This is a genomic window from Roseobacter sp. EG26, assembly GCF_049830555.1.
In the GTDB taxonomy this organism is placed as follows: Bacteria; Pseudomonadota; Alphaproteobacteria; order Rhodobacterales; family Rhodobacteraceae; genus Roseobacter.
The window spans coordinates 977860-996577 of record NZ_JBNBLH010000001.1; the positions used below are offsets into that span (position 1 = coordinate 977860).

Annotated in this window: 20 protein-coding genes; 11 read left to right on the plus strand and 9 right to left on the minus strand. The window is 57.5% G+C overall.

Annotated features, from left to right (window positions below):
* Positions 1-66: 66 nt before the first annotated feature.
* Positions 67-1209, minus strand: a complete 1143-nt coding sequence (gene mnmA, locus ACOTTU_RS04825) for a tRNA 2-thiouridine(34) synthase MnmA (protein ID WP_425656265.1) — start codon at positions 1207-1209, stop codon at positions 67-69.
* Between the two features lie 124 nt (positions 1210-1333).
* Here mnmA and ACOTTU_RS04830 point away from each other — a divergent pair, with 124 nt between their 5' ends.
* From ACOTTU_RS04830 to ACOTTU_RS04850, 5 genes are all read left to right on the plus strand, one after another.
* Positions 1334-1612 (plus strand): DUF1153 domain-containing protein, encoded by a 279-nt coding sequence (locus ACOTTU_RS04830; RefSeq protein ID WP_298918068.1) that lies wholly within the window; start codon positions 1334-1336, stop codon positions 1610-1612.
* A 98-nt stretch (positions 1613-1710) separates the two neighbouring features.
* Positions 1711-2430, plus strand: a complete 720-nt coding sequence (ctrA, locus tag ACOTTU_RS04835; protein WP_298918071.1) for a response regulator transcription factor CtrA — start codon at positions 1711-1713, stop codon at positions 2428-2430.
* 122 nt (positions 2431-2552) lie between these two features.
* Positions 2553-4673 (plus strand): NAD-dependent DNA ligase LigA, encoded by a 2121-nt coding sequence (gene ligA / locus ACOTTU_RS04840; protein WP_425656266.1) that lies wholly within the window; start codon positions 2553-2555, stop codon positions 4671-4673.
* Entirely contained in the window at positions 4670-6760 is a 2091-nt protein-coding gene (recG, locus tag ACOTTU_RS04845) for an ATP-dependent DNA helicase RecG (protein ID WP_425656267.1), read from the plus strand. The genes ligA and recG overlap by 4 nt, the downstream gene beginning before the upstream one ends.
* Before the next feature lie 96 nt (positions 6761-6856).
* A complete protein-coding gene (locus ACOTTU_RS04850) occupies positions 6857-6985 on the plus strand; it encodes a hypothetical protein (protein WP_298918484.1) in 129 nt (42 codons plus the stop codon).
* A gap of 210 nt (positions 6986-7195) precedes the next feature.
* Here the strand turns inward: ACOTTU_RS04850 and ACOTTU_RS04855 are convergent, their stop codons facing one another.
* Together ACOTTU_RS04855 and ACOTTU_RS04860 are read right to left on the minus strand one after the other, a co-directional pair.
* Entirely contained in the window at positions 7196-8590 is a 1395-nt protein-coding gene (locus ACOTTU_RS04855; RefSeq protein WP_425656268.1) for a methyl-accepting chemotaxis protein, read from the minus strand.
* 70 nt (positions 8591-8660) lie between these two features.
* Positions 8661-9113 carry an iron-sulfur cluster assembly scaffold protein gene (locus ACOTTU_RS04860; RefSeq protein WP_425656269.1) on the minus strand — a complete coding sequence of 151 codons (453 nt, stop codon included), beginning with the start codon at positions 9111-9113 and terminating at the stop codon, positions 8661-8663.
* 77 nt (positions 9114-9190) lie between these two features.
* Between ACOTTU_RS04860 and hisI the strand changes: the two genes are divergently transcribed.
* Entirely contained in the window at positions 9191-9562 is a 372-nt protein-coding gene (hisI, locus tag ACOTTU_RS04865; protein ID WP_425656270.1) for a phosphoribosyl-AMP cyclohydrolase, read from the plus strand.
* A gap of 11 nt (positions 9563-9573) precedes the next feature.
* Here hisI and gluQRS read toward each other — a convergent pair whose 3' ends face one another.
* From gluQRS to trmFO, 3 genes are read right to left on the minus strand one after another with little or no spacing between them, the layout of a single operon-like run.
* The gene (gene gluQRS / locus ACOTTU_RS04870) at positions 9574-10488 is read right to left on the minus strand and encodes a tRNA glutamyl-Q(34) synthetase GluQRS (protein WP_425656271.1); all 915 of its coding nucleotides are present in this window, start codon (positions 10486-10488) and stop codon (positions 9574-9576) included.
* Complete coding sequence (locus tag ACOTTU_RS04875) at positions 10485-11099, minus strand: class I SAM-dependent DNA methyltransferase (protein WP_425656478.1); 615 nt, start codon at positions 11097-11099, stop codon at positions 10485-10487. Before ACOTTU_RS04875 ends, gluQRS begins: the two co-directional genes overlap by 4 nt.
* A gap of 22 nt (positions 11100-11121) precedes the next feature.
* Positions 11122-12477: a methylenetetrahydrofolate--tRNA-(uracil(54)-C(5))-methyltransferase (FADH(2)-oxidizing) TrmFO gene (gene trmFO, locus ACOTTU_RS04880; RefSeq protein ID WP_425656272.1), complete on the minus strand. Its 1356-nt coding sequence runs from the start codon at positions 12475-12477 to the stop codon at positions 11122-11124.
* A gap of 362 nt (positions 12478-12839) precedes the next feature.
* Between trmFO and ACOTTU_RS04885 the strand changes: the two genes are divergently transcribed.
* Positions 12840-13265, plus strand: coding sequence for a PaaI family thioesterase (locus ACOTTU_RS04885; RefSeq protein WP_425656273.1), 426 nt, complete (start codon positions 12840-12842; stop codon positions 13263-13265).
* A 21-nt stretch (positions 13266-13286) separates the two neighbouring features.
* Here ACOTTU_RS04885 and ACOTTU_RS04890 read toward each other — a convergent pair whose 3' ends face one another.
* Positions 13287-13604: a muconolactone Delta-isomerase family protein gene (locus tag ACOTTU_RS04890; RefSeq protein ID WP_425656274.1), complete on the minus strand. Its 318-nt coding sequence runs from the start codon at positions 13602-13604 to the stop codon at positions 13287-13289.
* 3 nt (positions 13605-13607) lie between these two features.
* Positions 13608-14684: an L-dopachrome tautomerase-related protein gene (locus ACOTTU_RS04895; RefSeq protein ID WP_425656275.1), complete on the minus strand. Its 1077-nt coding sequence runs from the start codon at positions 14682-14684 to the stop codon at positions 13608-13610.
* Between the two features lie 103 nt (positions 14685-14787).
* Here ACOTTU_RS04895 and ACOTTU_RS04900 point away from each other — a divergent pair, with 103 nt between their 5' ends.
* Positions 14788-15648, plus strand: a complete 861-nt coding sequence (locus ACOTTU_RS04900; RefSeq protein WP_425656276.1) for a LysR family transcriptional regulator — start codon at positions 14788-14790, stop codon at positions 15646-15648.
* An 86-nt stretch (positions 15649-15734) separates the two neighbouring features.
* On the opposite strand, the gene ACOTTU_RS04905 is transcribed toward ACOTTU_RS04900, so the two are convergent.
* Positions 15735-15968, minus strand: a complete 234-nt coding sequence (locus ACOTTU_RS04905; protein WP_298918111.1) for a DUF1127 domain-containing protein — start codon at positions 15966-15968, stop codon at positions 15735-15737.
* 93 nt (positions 15969-16061) lie between these two features.
* On the opposite strand from ACOTTU_RS04905, the gene ACOTTU_RS04910 reads away from it, so the two are divergent.
* The 3 genes from ACOTTU_RS04910 to rpsI all read left to right on the plus strand — a co-directional run bounded on the left by ACOTTU_RS04910 (position 16062) and on the right by rpsI (position 18653).
* Entirely contained in the window at positions 16062-17477 is a 1416-nt protein-coding gene (locus tag ACOTTU_RS04910; RefSeq protein ID WP_298918114.1) for a PLP-dependent aminotransferase family protein, read from the plus strand.
* A 223-nt stretch (positions 17478-17700) separates the two neighbouring features.
* Entirely contained in the window at positions 17701-18162 is a 462-nt protein-coding gene (gene rplM / locus ACOTTU_RS04915; RefSeq protein ID WP_298918117.1) for a 50S ribosomal protein L13, read from the plus strand.
* A gap of 2 nt (positions 18163-18164) precedes the next feature.
* On the plus strand, positions 18165-18653 hold the full coding sequence (gene rpsI / locus ACOTTU_RS04920; RefSeq protein ID WP_298918119.1) for a 30S ribosomal protein S9: 489 nt from the start codon (positions 18165-18167) through the stop codon (positions 18651-18653).
* Positions 18654-18718 lie beyond the last annotated feature (65 nt).

The following is an 18718-nucleotide window of genomic DNA, read 5'->3' on the forward strand; positions in this document are numbered from 1 at the left end:
AGGCTGCGCCTGACACGATATTTGAGACCCTTTCGGGTCGATCCCCGCGGGGATTTACGCGCCTGGCTATCCCTTGTGGATCCAGCCGCCGCCGAAAATACGGCTGCTTTGCGGATCATAAAAGACGCAGGCCTGTCCGGGAGAGACGCCTTCCTCGGGTGTGATCAGTTCCACCGTGGCTTCGGTATCGCTCAGAGGTCGAATGATCGCATCGGTTGGCGGACGGGTTGAGCGCACCTTGACCGCGACATGCCATTCGGGTTGGGACATCAGGGGCTCGTGGCCCAGCCAGTTGATCTCGCGCACCGGAACCGTCCGTGTGGCAAGCATTTCTTTCGGACCGACCACCACCGATTTGCTTTCCGGGTCGAGCCTGACCACGTAAAGAGGGTCGGCCAGCCCGCCAATACCGAGACCCCGCCGCTGACCGATGGTGTAGTTGATGACCCCGTCATGACGCCCCAGCACCCGACCATCTGCGTGGACGATGTCGCCGGGGTCTGCAGCTTCCGGGCGCAGTTTGCGGATCACTGACGCGTAGTCCCCATTCGGGACAAAGCAGATATCCTGGCTGTCGGGTTTGTCCGCGACACTCAGCCCGTATTTCGAAGCAAGCGCGCGCGTATCTGCCTTGGAGGCAAGATGGCCAAGCGGAAAGCGCAGGAAATCAAGCTGTTCTTGAGTTGTGGAAAACAGAAAATAGCTTTGATCACGCGCCGCATCCGCCGCCGAATGCAATTCCGGACCGTGTTGCCCAACCATTCGTTGAATATAGTGGCCCGTGGCCATGCAATCTGCTTCAAGATCCTTGGCGGTTTCGAGGAGGTCCTTGAATTTCACACGTTCGTTGCAGCGGATACAGGGAACCGGCGTTGCGCCGCCCAGATAACTGTCTGCGAATTCGTCGATCACCGCGTCTTTGAAGATGTTCTCATAGTCCAGCACGTAATGCGGAAACCCCATCTTTTCCGCGACGCGGCGCGCATCATGGATGTCCAGACCGGCGCAGCATGCGCCTTTTTTCGCCAATGCGGCCCCGTGATCGTAAAGTTGAAGTGTCACCCCCACGACATCGTAACCTTCTTCGGCTAACATTGCCGCAACAACGGAACTATCCACGCCGCCGGACATGGCAACAACAACCCGTGTTTCGCAAGGCGGCTTGGTAAATCCAAGCGAGTTCAGCGGGTGTGTTTGATCAAGTGGCATGGGGCTTCTCCGGGCGTTCTGAGAAAATATAGGAAAATCCTAATTACTCTCAAGAGCGGGCTTCATGGGTCTTTAATGCGATGACGTCAAGATGCCTCCAACTGAGTAAAAACGGGTATGAGTGATGTATCTAAAGAAAGTTGATGGGCCCCGATCGGTGACGTTAGCCGATGGCAGCGTGATGACGCAAGCCGATCTTCCGCCTGCGAATACAAGGCGTTGGGTGGCTTCACGCAAAGCTTCGGTGGTGCGGGGCGTGGCCTATGGGCTTATTTCGCAAAGCGATGCCCTGAAAAGATACCAGATCAGCGAAGATGAATTTCATGAATGGGTCAAGGCGGTGTCTGAGCATGGGGAAGATGCTCTGAAAGCCACAGCGCTACAAAAATATAGACAACCTTAAGTTGTTACGCTAAGTTTCTTGCAGACGGTAACGTGTGGTTAACCTTTTTTGTTCACGGTTAATTCCGAGATAAACGTTCACCCGATGCGGAGAAAATCATGCGCGTACTGCTAGTGGAAGACGACCCCACGACCTCAAAAAGCATCGAACTGATGCTGACCCATGCAAATCTGAATGTCTATGCAACTGATCTGGGCGAGGAAGGTATCGATCTTGCCAAGCTGTACGATTATGATCTCATTCTGCTGGACCTCGATTTACCGGATATGAATGGGCATGAAGTGCTACGGCAGCTGCGGTTGTCGCGGATCGAGACACCTATTCTGATCCTTTCCGGTGCGGACGATACCGAGAACAAAATCAAGGGCTTCGGCTTTGGTGCAGACGATTATCTGACAAAACCTTTCCACCGCGAAGAACTGGTCGCGCGCATCCATGCAATTATCCGCAGATCAAAAGGGCATTCTCAATCGGTCATTGATACAGGTCTGATTTCGGTCAACCTGGATGCCAAGACGGTGAGTGCCGACAATAAAGCCGTTCATTTGACGGGCAAAGAGTATCAGATGCTCGAACTTCTTTCACTGCGCAAAGGCACCACCCTGACCAAGGAGATGTTCCTGAACCACCTCTATGGCGGCATGGACGAGCCTGAGTTGAAGATCATCGACGTATTTATCTGCAAGCTGCGGAAAAAGCTGAGCAATGCAACCGGTGGCGAAAATTATATCGAGACAGTATGGGGTCGGGGTTACGTGTTGCGTGATCCGGAGCCCAATCAAGTGGATGATCCGCAGCGTCTCGCTGTCGGAGCCTGATAGTCACTCGTGGGTCTGGCGCAGGGGCTGCGCTGGACCGCTTCCGCTTAACATCTTTATCATCTGGACCTGGCCTTTCGCTAAGCATATCTAAATGATGTGTGGCATTGAAAGGTCGGGTTTTGACAGTTCTCACAGATGTTGACGGTTTGGATGAGGCGGCGGCCGCGGCAGAATTGGCCGATCTGGCAGCTGCGTTGGGGCAAGCAAATCACGCGTATCACACCAACGACAGCCCCGACATCACCGATGCTGAATATGACGCCCTCAAGAGGCGCAATGCCGCCATCGAGGCCCGGTTCCCGCATCTAAAGAGAGAAGACAGCCCGTCTGAAAAAGTTGGCGCCCCTGTTGCCGAGGGGTTCGGCAAGGTTACCCATGCGGTGGCTATGCTCTCTCTGTCAAACGCCTTTGACGATACAGATATCAACGAATTTGACGGACGTGTCCGAAAGTACCTGGGGTTGGGATCGGATGTTGCCGTTAACTATACGGCAGAGCCGAAAATCGATGGATTGTCGTTGTCGCTACGTTACGAAAAAGGGAGACTGGTACAGGCCGCCACACGCGGCGATGGGGCTGTGGGCGAGAATGTCACGGCGAATGCGCTTACCATCGCGGATGTACCTGCCAAATTGGAGCGAGCACCGGAGCTTTTGGAGGTGCGCGGCGAAGTCTATATGTCTCACGCCGATTTTGAAGCATTGAACCGCCGCCAACTTGAAGCTGGTGCAAAAACATTTGCAAATCCACGCAACGCAGCAGCGGGATCGTTGCGGCAGTTGGATTCAGACATCACAAAATCTCGCCCGCTGCGCTTTTTTGCCTATGCATGGGGAGCTTTATCCGACCCTCTGGCGGATACTCAGATGGGCGCGATCGAACGGCTGCGCGCTCTTGGATTGTCGACCAACCCCCTGACCAGCCTGTGCGCAGGCCCCGCGGAACTTGTCGCGCATTATCGCACCATAGAAGAACAGCGCGCCACCTTGGGATATGACATTGATGGCGTGGTCTACAAAGTGGACGATCTGGCATTGCAGGAACGGCTCGGTTTTCGTTCTACGACACCGAGGTGGGCCATTGCCCATAAGTTCCCGGCGGAACTGGCCTGGACACGACTGGAATCCATTGACGTTCAGGTGGGCCGGACCGGCGCACTGTCACCGGTCGCGCGCCTGATGCCCGTGACAGTTGGCGGCGTCACGGTTTCCAACGCCACGCTGCACAATGAAGACTACATTGCGGGCAGTGACAGCAAGGGCCAGACCATTCGGGACGGCAAGGACATTCGCGTAGGCGACTGGGTGCAGGTTTATCGCGCCGGCGATGTCATCCCCAAGGTTGCGGATGTTGATCTCAAAAAAAGGCCACCCGATGCGGTGCCCTACGTGTTCCCTGAAACTTGCCCTGAATGCGACAGTCTGGCCGTTCGCGAACCGGGTGACGCTGTTCGAAGGTGTACGGGCGGGCTCATTTGCCCTGCGCAGGCCGTTGAGAAATTGAAACATTTCGTCTCACGCGCGGCCTTTGATATCGAGGGGTTGGGGGCCAAGCAAGTTGAACAATTCTATGCGGACACGTGGATAAAGGAACCTGCCGATATTTTCTTCCTGCGCCAGCGGTTCGGTTCTGGTCTCCAGCAACTTAAAAACCGCGAAGGCTGGGGGGAAAAATCGGCCAACAATCTGTTTGATGCCATTGATGAAAAACGGACGATTTCGCTGTCGCGCCTGATCTTTTCGTTGGGGATTCGGCATGTGGGTGAAGCTGCCTCCAACATGATCGCGCGGCACTATGGTTCTTGGGAGCGTTTTGATGCTGCCATGCAATCGGTTGGCGAAAGCGGCAGCTCCGCATGGGAGGATCTCATCGGTATTGACGGTGTCGGTGGCGTCATGGCGCAGTCTCTTACGCAAGCATTTGCGCAGCAGGCGGAACGCGCGTCAATTGATCGCCTGGTCGCCGAGCTTTCCATTCAACCCGTTGAAAGACCGACAACGGCGGGTAGTCCGGTGGCTGGCAAGACCGTTGTCTTCACGGGGACGCTCGAAAAAATGACGCGGGCTGAGGCCAAGGCGCGCGCCGAACGTCTGGGCGCAAAGGTATCTGGATCAGTTTCGTCCAAAACTGATCTCGTGATCGCCGGGCCGGGCGCTGGATCGAAGGCAAAAAAAGCCGCAGAGCTAGGTGTCGACGTGATAGATGAGGATAGCTGGCTTGCCCTGATAGCCTCAAAATGAGCGGGCGGCCCGAAATTCTCTTTCCCTTGTTTGCCGGTTTGCAGACCCTCGAAGGGATCGGTCCAAAGACCGCGCAAAATATTCGGGCTCTGGGTGTTGAAGCGCCGCGCGACCTGCTTTTTACGCTTCCTCAATCCGGCATTGACCGGCGTCGGCGCGACAGTGTCGAGGGCGCCATTCTGCCGGGTGTAATAACCGTGTTGGTTACCATTGGCCATCATCACCCTCCCAGAACCAAGGGTGGCGCCTACCGGATTCAGGTCGCCGATCAGCAGGCAACGTTCCAATTGGTTTTTTTCCATGCACGCGGCGATTATTGGCAAAGAACATTGCCGGAAGGCAGTCGCCGTCTGGTTTCGGGAAAGATCGAAGTGTTTGATGGGATCGCACAGATGGTGCACCCGGATCACATCGTTCCCGAAGAAGATGCTGCATCGATCCCTAATTTTGAGCCGGTATATCCGCTGACCGCAGGGGTGACGCAAAAGGTGATGTATAAGGCCAGCGAGAAATCACTTGCCTTGGTGCCCGCTGTTCCGGAATGGATTGATCCGGCGCAATTGTCTCGGGCCGGATGGCCGGATTTCACACGCGCAGTAGCTGCCGCGCACAGACCCGCGCGCCAGGATGATTTGCTGATAACGGCGCCAGCCCGCGAAAGATTGGCCTATGATGAACTCATGGCCCATCAACTGACGCTCGCGCTGGCGCGGGCAAGGGCCCGTCGCAAACCGGGACGTGAGACAAGGGGTGATGCTCACTTGCAATCGCGCGTCCTCGCGGCGTTGCCATATCGTCCAACGAGCGCTCAAGAGCGGGTTATTTCGGAGATCAACGACGATATGGCCTCTGAGGCGCGTATGAACCGTCTGCTGCAGGGGGATGTTGGCGCGGGCAAAACCCTGGTCGCCTTCATGGCCATGTTGCGCGCGGTTGAGGCGGGCGGGCAGGGGGTGTTGATGGCGCCCACCGAAATACTGGCCCGACAACACCTTGAAAGCCTGCAACCGCTGGCAGAACAGGCAGGTATTGTTCTGGAGGTCCTAACGGGGCGAGATAAGGGCAAGGAGCGAGAGGTCAAGCTCAAGGCCCTGGCGCAGGGGGATGTGCAAATCCTTGTCGGCACCCATGCGGTTTTTCAGGCCGATGTTGCGTTTTGTGACCTTAGACTGGCAATCGTGGATGAACAGCACCGCTTCGGCGTACGCCAACGGTTGGAGCTGGGCCGCAAGGGACAGGCGGTGGATGTTTTGGTGATGACGGCCACCCCCATCCCACGGTCTTTGTCGCTTGCCCAATACGGCGATATGGATGTCTCGATTCTCGACGAGAAACCGCCCGGTCGGAAACCGATCCAAACCGCGCTCATCAGCACCGAACGTATGGGTGAAATCGTTGAAAGGCTCCGTGCCGCAATCTCGTCCGGGCGGCAATGCTATTGGGTTTGTCCTCTGGTTGAAGAGAGCGAGGTCGTGGATCTGACAGCGGCTGAAGCCCGTTTCAAACACCTTCGCGCGGCTTTGGGAGAGGATATCGTCAGTCTCGTGCATGGGCAGATGCCCGTTGCGGAGAAAGACGCAGCGATGGCGCGTTTTCAAACGGGCAAGAGCAAGGTCCTTGTCGCAACAACGGTCATCGAGGTCGGTGTCAACGTCCCCAATGCCACTATCATGGTCATTGAGCGCGCGGAAACATTCGGGTTGGCGCAGCTTCACCAGTTACGTGGGCGGGTGGGGCGCGGCGACGCGGCGTCTACCTGCCTTTTGGTCTATCAGCAGCCATTGTCTGAAAATGGACGACGACGTTTGGAGGTATTGCGCGAAACGGAAGATGGTTTTGCCATCTCTGAAACGGATTTGCGCATGCGCGGCGCCGGTGACTTGATCGGGACGGCGCAGTCGGGTGTGCCGCGTTTCAAAGTGGCCGATCTGGAACGTCAGGCTGGCCTCATGGCCATTGCTCAAAGTGATGCGCGCCTTTTACTGAACGAGGATCCGACGCTAGAGACGGAACGGGGCAGGGCTGCACGCTTGCTCCTGTGGTTGATGCGACAAGAAGAAGCGATCCGTTTGATTTCAGTTGGTTAGCTCCGTAATCCAATTTTGTTCGCAAATGTTCTAATTAAGTTCTTTACAGGAGGTTAAAAAAATGAGAACAAAGGGGCAACAAACGCGGAGGATCACATGTCATTGTTTCTGCAGATCAAAGCGATCGCATCTCGGTCACAACAGACGTTGCTTCAGGATGTTGCTGGTGCAATGGCCCTGTTCGTGATGCTGGTCGTCGGGCTGCACCTTCCGTCGTTTGTCTGATTTCTGCCTGCGATCTCGCGCCGGCGCTTTGCACCAGTATTCTCCCCAATCTGGTCGTTAAGACGAACTCTGCCTGTTCTGGTCTTTTCAGGGTTCAGCCCTGCCGCAAAGCCTCGGGTCCCACGTGAGAGACGCTATACCTGACGCCGCCGTTCTTTCCAGAACGTGCGGCGTTTTTTTCACGATATCAACGGTGGCTTGTGCAAAGGTTCAGAAAGTATAGGCAAGCCGCAGCCCACCCCAATGTTTGCCTTGAACAAAGATGGGTGCCGAGAGGTCCTTCATCATTTTGAAATCACCACCGCCCATATCCCGGCGATAGACCTGCAATAGGAAGGGTTCGGTACTGCGCCCCGCCTTCAAGCCGACGCGGTCGTCGAAAATGCGCCTGTTTCGACAATTGGCCATGTTCCAGGTCGGATCGCCGCTCTGTGGATGGGAAAATTTGCGGTTGTGCGTGGGCAGATATCCATTCGTATCAACAGCGGCGCAGAACACCACCTTGGAATCCATTTCCAGAACCGATTCCTGAAGCGGTGGCAATATCTTGTCAAAAGTTCTGGTGGATTCGGTCAGAAACTGTTCGGGATTGCTGCCGGGAATGGGTTGGTAAGTTTGATCAAACAGCCGCGATAGCGTGATCTCTCCCGTCTCTACGGCAATTTCAAGCTGCCGTGTCAATTCACGTGCCGTGCTCTGAACGCGCTGGATGAACGGGGTGTCGACCGAGCTGCCACCCAATAATGCGGTTGATTGGACAATGGTTTCGGAGGTGTCGATGAGACGCAGGATGCGTTGATGCGTCGTCTCGATCCCGGTTGTGGTGCTTTTGACGGCACGTTCGATCCCGACAAGCGCCGGTGTAAAATCGTCCATTGCGATCTGTACGCGTTCGGCTTGCTCGGAAATTCGCTTTGCCTGTTTATCGGCCGATGTGATCGACGCCTCCATGCGGGTCAAGGCCGTATCGGTCCCCCCGGCGTTCTCTAGAACATCCGCAGCCTGGGTCGCGATACCTGTTGCCTCTTTGCCCAGATCGGTGATCCAGGCGGTCAATCGCTCGATGTTGTTGGAAATCTCCACTGCGGCGTCGCGCGTTTTCTGCGACAACTCATTGATGGCATCAGCCACGACCGCAAAACCGCGCCCGGCGTCTCCCGCGCGAGCGGCCTCTATTTTTGCGTTGATTGCCAGTGTGTTAACTTGCGTAGCGATACCCGCAATTTGCTGATTGTTGGATTTTACGTCGCGCAACGTATCACTTACCGTTTCGGTTCGATCCGACAGATTCTGAACCCATCCGGCAACGTTGCGCGTCTTTTCTCCGGTTGTGCGCATCAATGCCGCGGAGGCTTCCACATCACGCGCCGTTTCACCGGTGTTCTGCGCCATGTTCTCCACAGCATTTCTGACGTCGGAGTTGGCCTGACCCATTTCGCTGGCGCGTTCGTCCAGAACCTTCAGGCTCTTGCGCTGCTCCCTTGCATGCTCTTCCACCAGATCAAGGAATCCTGCGATGTCCACGATCTCATACCCAAGGGCGGCCGCAGCTTTGGTTAGTCGGTCCGTATGAACATCTTCCGTCAACTGTGGCTGAACAGTCATAACGCCCCGCGAGAACAATCACCCCGACAACTGCCACGAATTTACTTAAAAATAGCTAATTTTTTGAGGATCAGGCGCAGTCCGCCTGGAGCGCCTGTGTCATGGCCTCGCAGGCCGCTTCGATGCTCAGCATGATGGACGCGTGGCGGTTCTTATAGTCGCGCGCAGGCTCCAGAACCTCAAACCCTTCGAACGGGGTGTCGGGCACAGGTCCGTTCTCCTTGAGCATGGCGCGCAGGGCATCCCGCGCAGCCTCCAGCTCTGACAGGTTCCGCCCGATAATCGCACCACCGGTTACGGCGGCGGCTGCCTGACCCAAGGCGCAGGCTTTCACATCCTGGGCAAACGCGCTGACTTTTCCGTTTTCGATGCTCAAATCGATCGTAACAGCCGACCCACAGAGTGGTGAGCGTTTCTTGACCGTCGCCATGGGCGTATCCAAACGGCCCAAATGCGGAATCTCCGCAGCCAACGCCAGAATACGGCCGGAGTAGAGTTTGATGAGGTCGTTGTCACCGGACATGAGGGGCCTTATGGGTTAGGCAAAAGTGTTAACACCTACATAATTGTTGACGCGAAATATGCAAAAGGGTTTTCGCAATGGCTCACGAGACTGTTTCCTTTGATCCGGGCACTTTGACCTACAATGAGGCGGGGCTTGTCCCTGCCATTGCGCAGGATGTGGCAAGCGGCGAGGTGCTGATGATGGCCTGGATGAACGCCGAAAGCCTTGCGCGCACGCTTGAAACCCACCGCGTGACCTATTGGAGCCGGTCCCGGCAGGCGTTTTGGGTCAAAGGCGAGACCAGCGGCAATGTGCAGGAACTTGTCTCGCTGCGGGTTGATTGTGACCGCGATTGCATATTGATGCAGGTGAAACAATCGGGGCCTGCGTGCCATACCGGTCGCCGAAGCTGTTTTTACACCGGCGTGGAAACCGGCGATGAAGTGGAACTTATGCGCCCCATGTAATGCAGGCGGGGTCAGGCAGCTGTGATCAGAGGTAAATTCACCATGCGCCTGATGTCCTGCGGCGTAGCCCCTTCAGCGCGGTATTTGGTCAGCGCGCGGGCGTCATCGCGTTTGGCGAGGCGCTTGCCTGCGTCATCGCGGATCAGTTCGTGATGATGGTAGCGCGGCGTCGGCAGCTTCAGAAGGCTCTGTAAAACCACGTGAATTTCTGTGGTCTCAAACAGATCCTGCCCGCGCACCACATCCGTTATGCCCTGTGCGGCATCATCCAGAACGACCGACAGATGGTAAGATGTGCCCATATCGCGGCGCGCCAGCACGATGTCACCGATATTCCGGGCGATTTCAGCCGCGAAAAGAGCGATTTCGCCGCCTTGCCCGGCCGGACCTGTGCCGGTCTCTGCGAAACCAAGCCGTATCTGACCGTCAGGTTGTGGCGCTGCCAACGATGACACAGCCCTATCGACCGTCAGGCGCAATGTCCGGTCGCGCGGACGTTCTATTGACGCGGAATACCGGAAACGGTTTTTCGAACGGCATGTTCCGGGGTAGATCAGCCCATCCGGTCCGGTGGGCAAGGCCCCTTCCTGCGGCGCGCTCAACGCTTCGGTGATGTCACGCCGACTGCAATCGCAGGGGTAGAGCAGCCCGCGCGCCCACAACGCGTCCAGCGCATCGGCGTAGACGTCCATCCGGTCCGACTGGCGCATCACCGGTTGCGGCCAGTGCAGCCCCAGCCACGTCAGATCGTCATGGATTTGCGCCTCCCATTCGGGGCGGGCGCGTGTGCGGTCAATATCTTCGATGCGCAGCAGGAATGTGCCGCCATGGCGCTGCGCCATATCCCAGGCCAGCAGTGCCGAATAGGCATGCCCAAGGTGGAGTGGCCCCGTCGGCGACGGGGCAAACCGGGTGGTGAATGTCACGCCTTTTCAAGCACGTAGACGTTTGAGCCAAGGTCAATGCCGGGTAGATGGGGGCCATGTTCGCGCAGCAGGAGCCGCGCCGCGCCGCAATCCAGCCATTCGTTGATGCGCGCTTCATTGGTCTTGTCTTCGAGCGCATGATCATTGAGCGACAGCACCAACAGGCCGTCTCGTTTCAGCGCATGCAACAGGGTGTCCAGCACCGATATCGGAGCGGCACCCGCACCAATAACGCCAATGGCGGCGATTGCGGCATAGGTGCCGGGTTTGAAGGCGAGAGGCGCGTCCGCATCAATCACCGTGAGATCGCGGTAGAGGCGTTTTGCCTTCGCCTGCGCCAGCATCTCTTCGGAAAGGTCCATGCCGTCAATTGTCTCAAACCCGGCCAGTTTCAATGCAAGCCCGGACAGGCCGGTACCGCAGCCGAAATCCAAAATCGGCGCAGTCTGATCCTTGGCGAATTTTGCCAGGGCTTCGGCGCATCGGGACGGGGTGATATAGCCGTTTTCGGCCACTTCAGCGTCGTAGCTGTCTGACCAGTCATCATAAAGGGCGCGGGTTTGTGCCGCATCGCGGGCGTCGTAAACTTTGTTCAGATATCCTTGTGTCATGGCGCAAGGATACCCTGATCGGTCAGGCGGCGTCCAGTGCAGCATTCCCCAGCCAGTTTTGCCAATCCAACTTGGCGCGGTCGGTATAGGCCTTGTAGCGGTCCTTGCGGCCCCGACGGCCCCCTTTGAGCCCCTCGACCGGTGGAAACAGTCCGAAATTGACATTCATGGGCTGGAAGGTCTTGGCCTCCGCCCCGCCGGAAATATGGGTGATCAGCGCGCCTGTGGCCGTGGTGTCGGGCGGGGTATCGAGATGTGTTCCCAATATCTCATGCGCCGCCAGCCTCCCGGCCAATAGCCCCATGGCAGCGGATTCGACATATCCTTCGACCCCGGTGATCTGACCGGCAAACCGGATGTTGGGCTGCGACCGCAGCCGCATCTGCCCGTCCAGCAGCGTCGGCGAATTGAGAAACGTATTGCGGTGAATGCCGCCCAAACGGGCGAAACTGGCCTGTTCCAACCCGGGAATGCGTTTGAAAACATCCGTTTGCGCGCCGTATTTCATCTTGGTCTGAAAGCCCACGATATTGTAGAGCGTGCCCAGTTTGTTGTCCCGGCGCAATTGCACAACCGCATAGGGCTTCTCGTCGGGGGCATGCGGGTTTGTCAGCCCCACGGGTTTCATCGGGCCGAACCGCAGCGTTTCGCGACCGCGCTCCGCCATCACTTCAATGGGCAGACAGCCATCAAAATAACCTGCGGTTTCGCCTTCGTGGAACTCCGTCTTGTCGGCGGCCAGCAGCGCGTCGATGAAAGCTTCATACTGGTCTTTGTCCATCGGGCAGTTGAGATACGCGGTACGTTCCTCTTCGGTGTCGCCCTTGTCATAACGCGACTGCATCCAGGCCTTGGACATGTCGATGCTGTCAAAATAGACGATGGGAGCAATGGCGTCGAAAAACGCCAATGCTTCGGCCCCGGTCTCCTGCGCGATGGCCTGACCCAGCGCGCCGGAGGTCAGTGGACCCGTGGCAATGATCCAGTGTCCGTCGCCCGGTAATGCGGTGATTTCGCCATAGTCCACGCGGATGTTCGGATGCGCCAGCAAGGCATCCGTGACCGATTGCGCGAAAGGGTCACGATCCACCGCCAAGGCCCCGCCTGCGGGCAGACGGTGCCGGTCCGCCGTTTGCATGATCAACCCGTTGGCCTGACGCATTTCCCAATGCAGCAGACCCACGGCGTTTTGCTCACTGTCGTCCGAGCGGAAGGAATTGGAACAGACCATTTCCCCCAAAAGCCCGGTCTGATGCGCGAAGGTACCGACCTCAGGGCGCATTTCGTGCAGCACCACGTTGATGCCCATGTGCGCGGCCTGCCAGGCAGCTTCCGATCCGGCCATGCCGCCGCCGACGATATGAAGTTCTTGTGTCATGGGCTGTCATCTATGCCAGCGCGCGGCATCGCACAACCAAAAGCCATGAAATTCGCGGGCAAACTGATTTTTTGGAAGAGGCGTTTTTGGGGTCGCTGCTGCGGGAATGTCGGACCAGCGAGAGACTGGCTTGGAGGGACCTTCCGCTGGCAGCGACCCAAAAATCATCAAGGCGTTTCACCCGTGCCCCGTCTTTGCCATGTTCCTGCCCAAATTGAAATACCGCAGGTAGAAACTCTTCATACCAAAATTGGAAACAATCCAGTGATGCGCATAGAAATGTTCGAACAGGGCGCGCGGTCGCTTGCTCTTGACCAGTAAATCGCCCAACTCTGTGAAAACGCAGCAAGAAGGGGCAGGGAATGGGCATCAAAATGACCGCGGCGGAGCTCAACGCCTTTCTCGATCAGGTTTTTGAGCAGGTGGCCGATGATTTCGTGGTGGACCATGTGGCCCCGGACGAATTGACCGTGCGGTTGCTGGTCAGTGACAAGCACATTCGCCCCGGGGGCACCATCTCCGGCCCGTCGATGTTCTCGCTCGCCGATGTCGGGGCCTATCTGATGACGCTGGCGGTGATCGGCCCGCAGGAACTGGCCGTGACCACCAATTGTTCCATTGATTTCATGCGCAAACCGGCCGCAGGCGTTGATCTGATTGCCCGCGTCCGGTTGCTGAAACTGGGCAGGCAGCTTTCGGTCAGCGATGTGCTGATCTATTCCGAAGGCCATGACAAACCCGTGGCCCGTGCCAGCCTGACCTATGCGATCCCGCCGCGTTCCGCATAGAACGCGGCGGCGTGCAGGGTGTCAGGCGCGGCCCAGCCGTTCCCGAACGTCTGCGGCGAAATCCTCGTAGCGGCGCAGCGATCTGACATCGACCTGTACGTGATGTCCCATCCTTTGCATGATCGGCAGATCAAACAGGATGCGGTCGAGGTCATCGGGACTGGCCACATCGACAATGGCCAGCACCTTGCGCTCCCCCACCACTTTCCACAGGTCTTTCACAACCCCGGCGGATTTGGCCCCCAAGGCGGCCTCCGCCTCTTCGGCCCAGACCCCAAGCAGGCCCTGCTGTTGCATGCTGGCGTCATATTCAACGGTGAAATCCAGACGGTAGAGCATCTGTTACCTCCCGCTGACCGCTGTTCCCAGGGCGGGAAAGCGCATGATGCTGAATTCGCCCTTGGTCGCATCCGCGCCGCCGTTCAGCACCGGAGAGCGGTGCAATTCGTTGATGGTGACATATACATAGCCGTCCACACCCATGGCGAACCCGTCCGGCCAGGACATGTTGTCCTGCTGGTAGAGGATCTTGTAGCTGCCGTCGGCCTGCGTGACCCCAACGGCGTCATCGGTGATCGAGGTGATGTAGACATTGCCCGCCGCATCCACGGTCGAGCCGTCAGAGATCGGCTTGTCGCCATAGCGTTCGACCCGCGCCGCCAGGTCCGCATCCGACAAGGAGGTGTCGAGCAGATCGGTGGTGCGCACCCGGTACATCGCGCTGGCCGTCATCGGGGCGAAATAGACCCATGTGTTGGTCGGATCGATCGTGATCGGATTTGCGCCGATCTTTGCGGGCGCGCCGCCAAGGGTCACCACATTGCCGTCAATCACCATCTCGGTGTCTTCCGGCACGGTGAAGGCGGAAGCCTCCAGCACCCGGCGGGCGCGACCCGTTTCCAGATCCAGAACGATCAGCGCCGTGGTTTCGGCATTGGCCGTGTCGGTGATGTAGATGGCGCCATGTTCGCGGTCCACGGCCAGATCGTTGAGAAAGCTCGTCTCACGCGTTGCCGGTTGACCCAGATAGTAGATACGGTGGAGCTTTTCGGTCCGCGTGTTCCAGCCGATAATGCGCCCGGTCTGCCCGGCACCCTGTCCGTCCAGCATCCACAATATGCCATCGCGGTCCGCACGCAGGCCCAGAACGCCGTTCAGCCCCGGACCGTCCTCGTCGGGTTTGTTCGCCCAATCGGCATTTGGATAGGGCGTGGTGCTGCCATCCGGCAGGACTTCGACAACGCGCAAATCATGGCCGTAAAATTCATGCACGCTCATGAACATGCGCCCATCCGGTCCAATGGCCAGATTGCCCGGCGGGGTGCCTGCGTCAAATGTGGCAAAGGTTTCAATTTCGGCAACGGCTGCGGTGCCGAGCGCCGTGCAGAGCAGGGCTGCGGCGAAAAGTGACTTGGACATATGTACCTCCCTCAAGTCGTCAAAACGGTGTGCGCCCCCTTTATCATTCGGGATTTATGCGGATAATCCGGTCAATCCTGAAACCATCGTTAGAAAAATTCGAATGTACGCCATTGAAGACCTGCAAACCTTTATTCAGATCGCCGGGCGCGGCGGCATCACCGCTGCGGCGCGCGCGCAGGGCATTTCTCCCGCCACGGTCAGTCACCGGCTGGCAAAGCTGGAAAAACATCTGGGCGTGACCCTGTTTCACCGCAGCAGCCGCACGGTGTCGCTGAGCGTTGAGGGGCGGGCCTTTCATGACCGGGTGGAACGTATTCTGGATGATCTGGCCAATGCCGAAATGGATATTGGCAGCCATGGCGGCGCGCTCAGGGGGCATTTGCGTGTGACCATGGCCCCGTGGATTTTGGCGCGTTTCATATTGCCCAATCTGCACGGCCTGCGCGCGCGGCACCCGGAACTCTCTTTCGAATTCCTCGCCGTGGACCGCTATGTGAACCTTGTGGAGGAACGACAGGATTGTGCGATCAGGGTCGGGGTGTTGTCCGACAGTAGTTTCATTTCCAAAAAGCTCACCGACAACCATCGGATCTTATGCGCGGCACCATCCTATCTTGAACATCACAGCGAGCCCACATCGGTCCATGCACTTGTCGATCATCACTGCATTTGTTTGCCCTGGCAGACCGATTGGGGGTTGGGAGGGCACATGCCGCGCAATCAGGTGATGGTTTCGAATTCTGACAGTTTGACAGATGCCGCCGCCCACGGCCTGGGCATTGTTGTGAAATCACGTCTGGCTGTCATGCGGGAGTTGGAAGCAGGAGAGCTTGTTGAAATTCTGCCCGGCAGCCTGCCTGCGGCTCACGCGCCGATTTCGTCGCTGCGCGCCCCCAACCTGAAGGATTCTCGAAAGGTGGATGCCTTTGTGGCCTTTGTATCGCAGTGTTTTGGCCGCTAGGGAGGCGTTCGCAGAGGTTTGGGAGAAAAAAAACGGCCGGGATTAACCCGGCCGTGAGGAAGAGGTCTGGAGCGTACCGGGGAACGTTACGCGCGCCAGAACACCTTGGCAGCCTCAATGCGAGCCTGCCGCGGTGTCACACCCACGTCATCCAGCTGCCAAAGCGTCAGCTGTTGCAGCGCACGTCTCGTGCGGCGCCGTGTGGCCCATTTGGACACGCAGACAGCAAACTCAACCGCGACGATGGCCAGGGTTGGCATCGACTTGACCTCATTCAGATAGGCCATTGTTTCGGGCGAAGGTGTCAGAGCGTGTGCCATGGGAATCTCCTAAATTGTATTGACACAATATAGCATGATAGCTATGCTTTATTGATACGATTGGTAGTACAAAGATGCTAGGGAAATATTGTAATGGGTACAATTTGGCATCCCGAACTGAATTCCGGTGATGGGCCTAAGTACAAAGCGGTCGTGGCTTCCATTCGTAATGGCATTGAGACTGGTACATTGAAGGTGGGAGACAAGCTGCCACCGGTCCGCGAATTGGCCTGGCAGCTCAATATCACGCCCGGAACCGTGGCGCGGGCCTATACAATTCTTACGGATGAGGGGGCGCTTCAGGCCGAGGTTGGACGGGGTACTTTTGTTGCGCGCCCATCCAAGACAGAGATTTCTGACGCGCCGCTCGAAGTCGACGTGATCCCGCATAATGCCGAGGAAGACGGCGATGTTTATAATATCAACCTGTTCTCTCCGCATCTTCCTTGCGTTGGTCAGGACAAGCTGGTGCGGCATCTCATGACCAAGGTGGCGCAGGACCCGCCTTCCGGCGTGATGCATTACCCCAGCCGCGATAGCGCCCGTGCGACCCGGCAAGCGGTTGTGAGGTGGTTGGAAGGCACGCCACTTGGTCCATTGCGGGAAAAGGACGTTGTTTTATGTCACGGCGGGCAGAACGGGATATCGCTGATCCTGCAGTCCATTCTTGAAGGCCGCAAACCCACGGTGCTGATCGAGGAACTGGCCTATCCGGGTTTTCGCCGCGCCGCAGAGATGTTGCGTGCCGATGTCGTGCCGGTGGCGATGGACGAAGACGGTATCCTACCCGACGCGCTTGAAGCCGCAGCCAAGGCGCATGACGTGCAGGTCCTGTGCACTTCGCCCGAAGTTCATAACCCGACCGGGGGTTTCACGCCCGTTGCGCGACGCGAGGAGATCGCGCGGGTGGCGCGCAGACATGATTTCCAGATCGTTGAGGATGATTGCTACCGGATGGGGGTCAACCGGGCACCGTCCTACCGGATGCTGGCACCGGGGCGGGGCTGGTATGTTTCTTCTATCGCCAAGACCATCACACCGTCGCTGCGCTTTGGCTTTGCGATCGCGCCGGAAGGGAAATCCACGGTTTTACGGCGCACTGCTGAGCACGGGTTCTTTGGTCTGGCGACGCCCCTCAGTGACATCTGCGCAGACCTATTGGTGCACCCACAGATCGACGACCTCACCGAAGAGACGCGCAAGGCCTTCAACCGCTACGTTCAAAGCGCCGTCAATATCCTTGGAGGGTATGATCTGAGGTGGCGACCGGATGTTCCGTTCTTATGGTTGCGTTTGCCTCTGGGGTGGCGGGCAGGGGCTTTTTGTCAGGCGGCAGAGGCTGAGGGGGTCAAGATCCGCTCTTCGGAGGAATTTGTATGCCGCGAGGCCCGCGCGCCCCATGCGGTGCGCATGGCCGTGAATGCAGGTGTGTCTCTGAAGAGTTTTGAAGCGGCGATGATGCGGCTGCGCGGGCTTCTCGACAGCGCGCCTGAGCAGATCAACGTTTAAGCCGCAGGTGGTCGACCTGACATGATGCAGAGCGATATGGGGGTGTGGATTCCCACCGAAGTCATTGGGGTATTATTATACCGATATTATAACGCGCTGTTTTTCAACAATTATAGGGCGCACATTCGCCTTGACGTGCCCTTTGCGTGCTTTATAACGCCCCAATCGAATTCGGGTGCGCGTGATGTTATCCGCACCCTTCACCTCAAACGGGGAACCGTCCATGAAAACCTTTTCTGCAACTCCCGCAGATATCGACAAGAAATGGATCCTGATCGACGCCGAGGGCGTTGTTCTGGGCCGTCTTGCCTCGATCATCGCGCAGCGTCTGCGCGGCAAACACAAAGCTTCTTTCACACCGCACATGGATATGGGCGACAACGTGATTGTCATCAACGCGGATAAGATCCAGCTGACCGGCAAGAAGCGCGAAGAGCATCACTATTGGCACACAGGCCATCCCGGTGGCATCAAATCCCGCACCAAAGAGCAGATCCTGACAGGTGCGCATCCGGAGCGTATTGTGACACTTGCCGTCAAGCGCATGCTGCCCGGCAACCGTCTGAGCCGTCAGATCATGACCAACCTGCGTGTCTATGCAGGCGGCGATCACCCACATGAGGCGCAAAGCCCCGAAGTTCTGGATGTCAAATCCATGAACAGCAAAAATACCCGGAGTGCATGAGCATGGCTGAAGAAATCAACACACTTGAAGATCTGGCCGAAGTTGCTGGCATCGAAGCCACTCCCGAAGTCGTCGAAACGCCGCGTGAGCCGGTACGCGACGATCTGGGGCGGTCTTATGCAACCGGCAAGCGCAAAGACGCGATTGCCCGCGTCTGGATCAAACCCGGTTCTGGCAAAGTGACCGTTAATGGCAAAGAGCAGAACATCTACTTCGCACGCCCTGTGTTGCAGATGATCCTGGCCCAGCCTTTCTCGGTTTCCGGAACAGAAGGTCAGTTTGATGTGGTTGCCACGGTCAAAGGCGGTGGATTGTCCGGTCAGGCCGGTGCGGTCAAGCACGGCATCTCCAAGGCGCTGCAACTTTACGACCCATCCCTGCGTGGTGCGCTGAAGGCTGCTGGTTTCCTGACCCGTGACAGCCGCGTTGTTGAGCGCAAGAAATACGGTAAAGCCAAAGCGCGTAAGAGCTTCCAGTTCTCCAAGCGCTAAGCTGTCACCTTACGTTTTCAAAAGGCCGTTCCTTGGGAGCGGCCTTTTTCGTGCAACAGATAGAG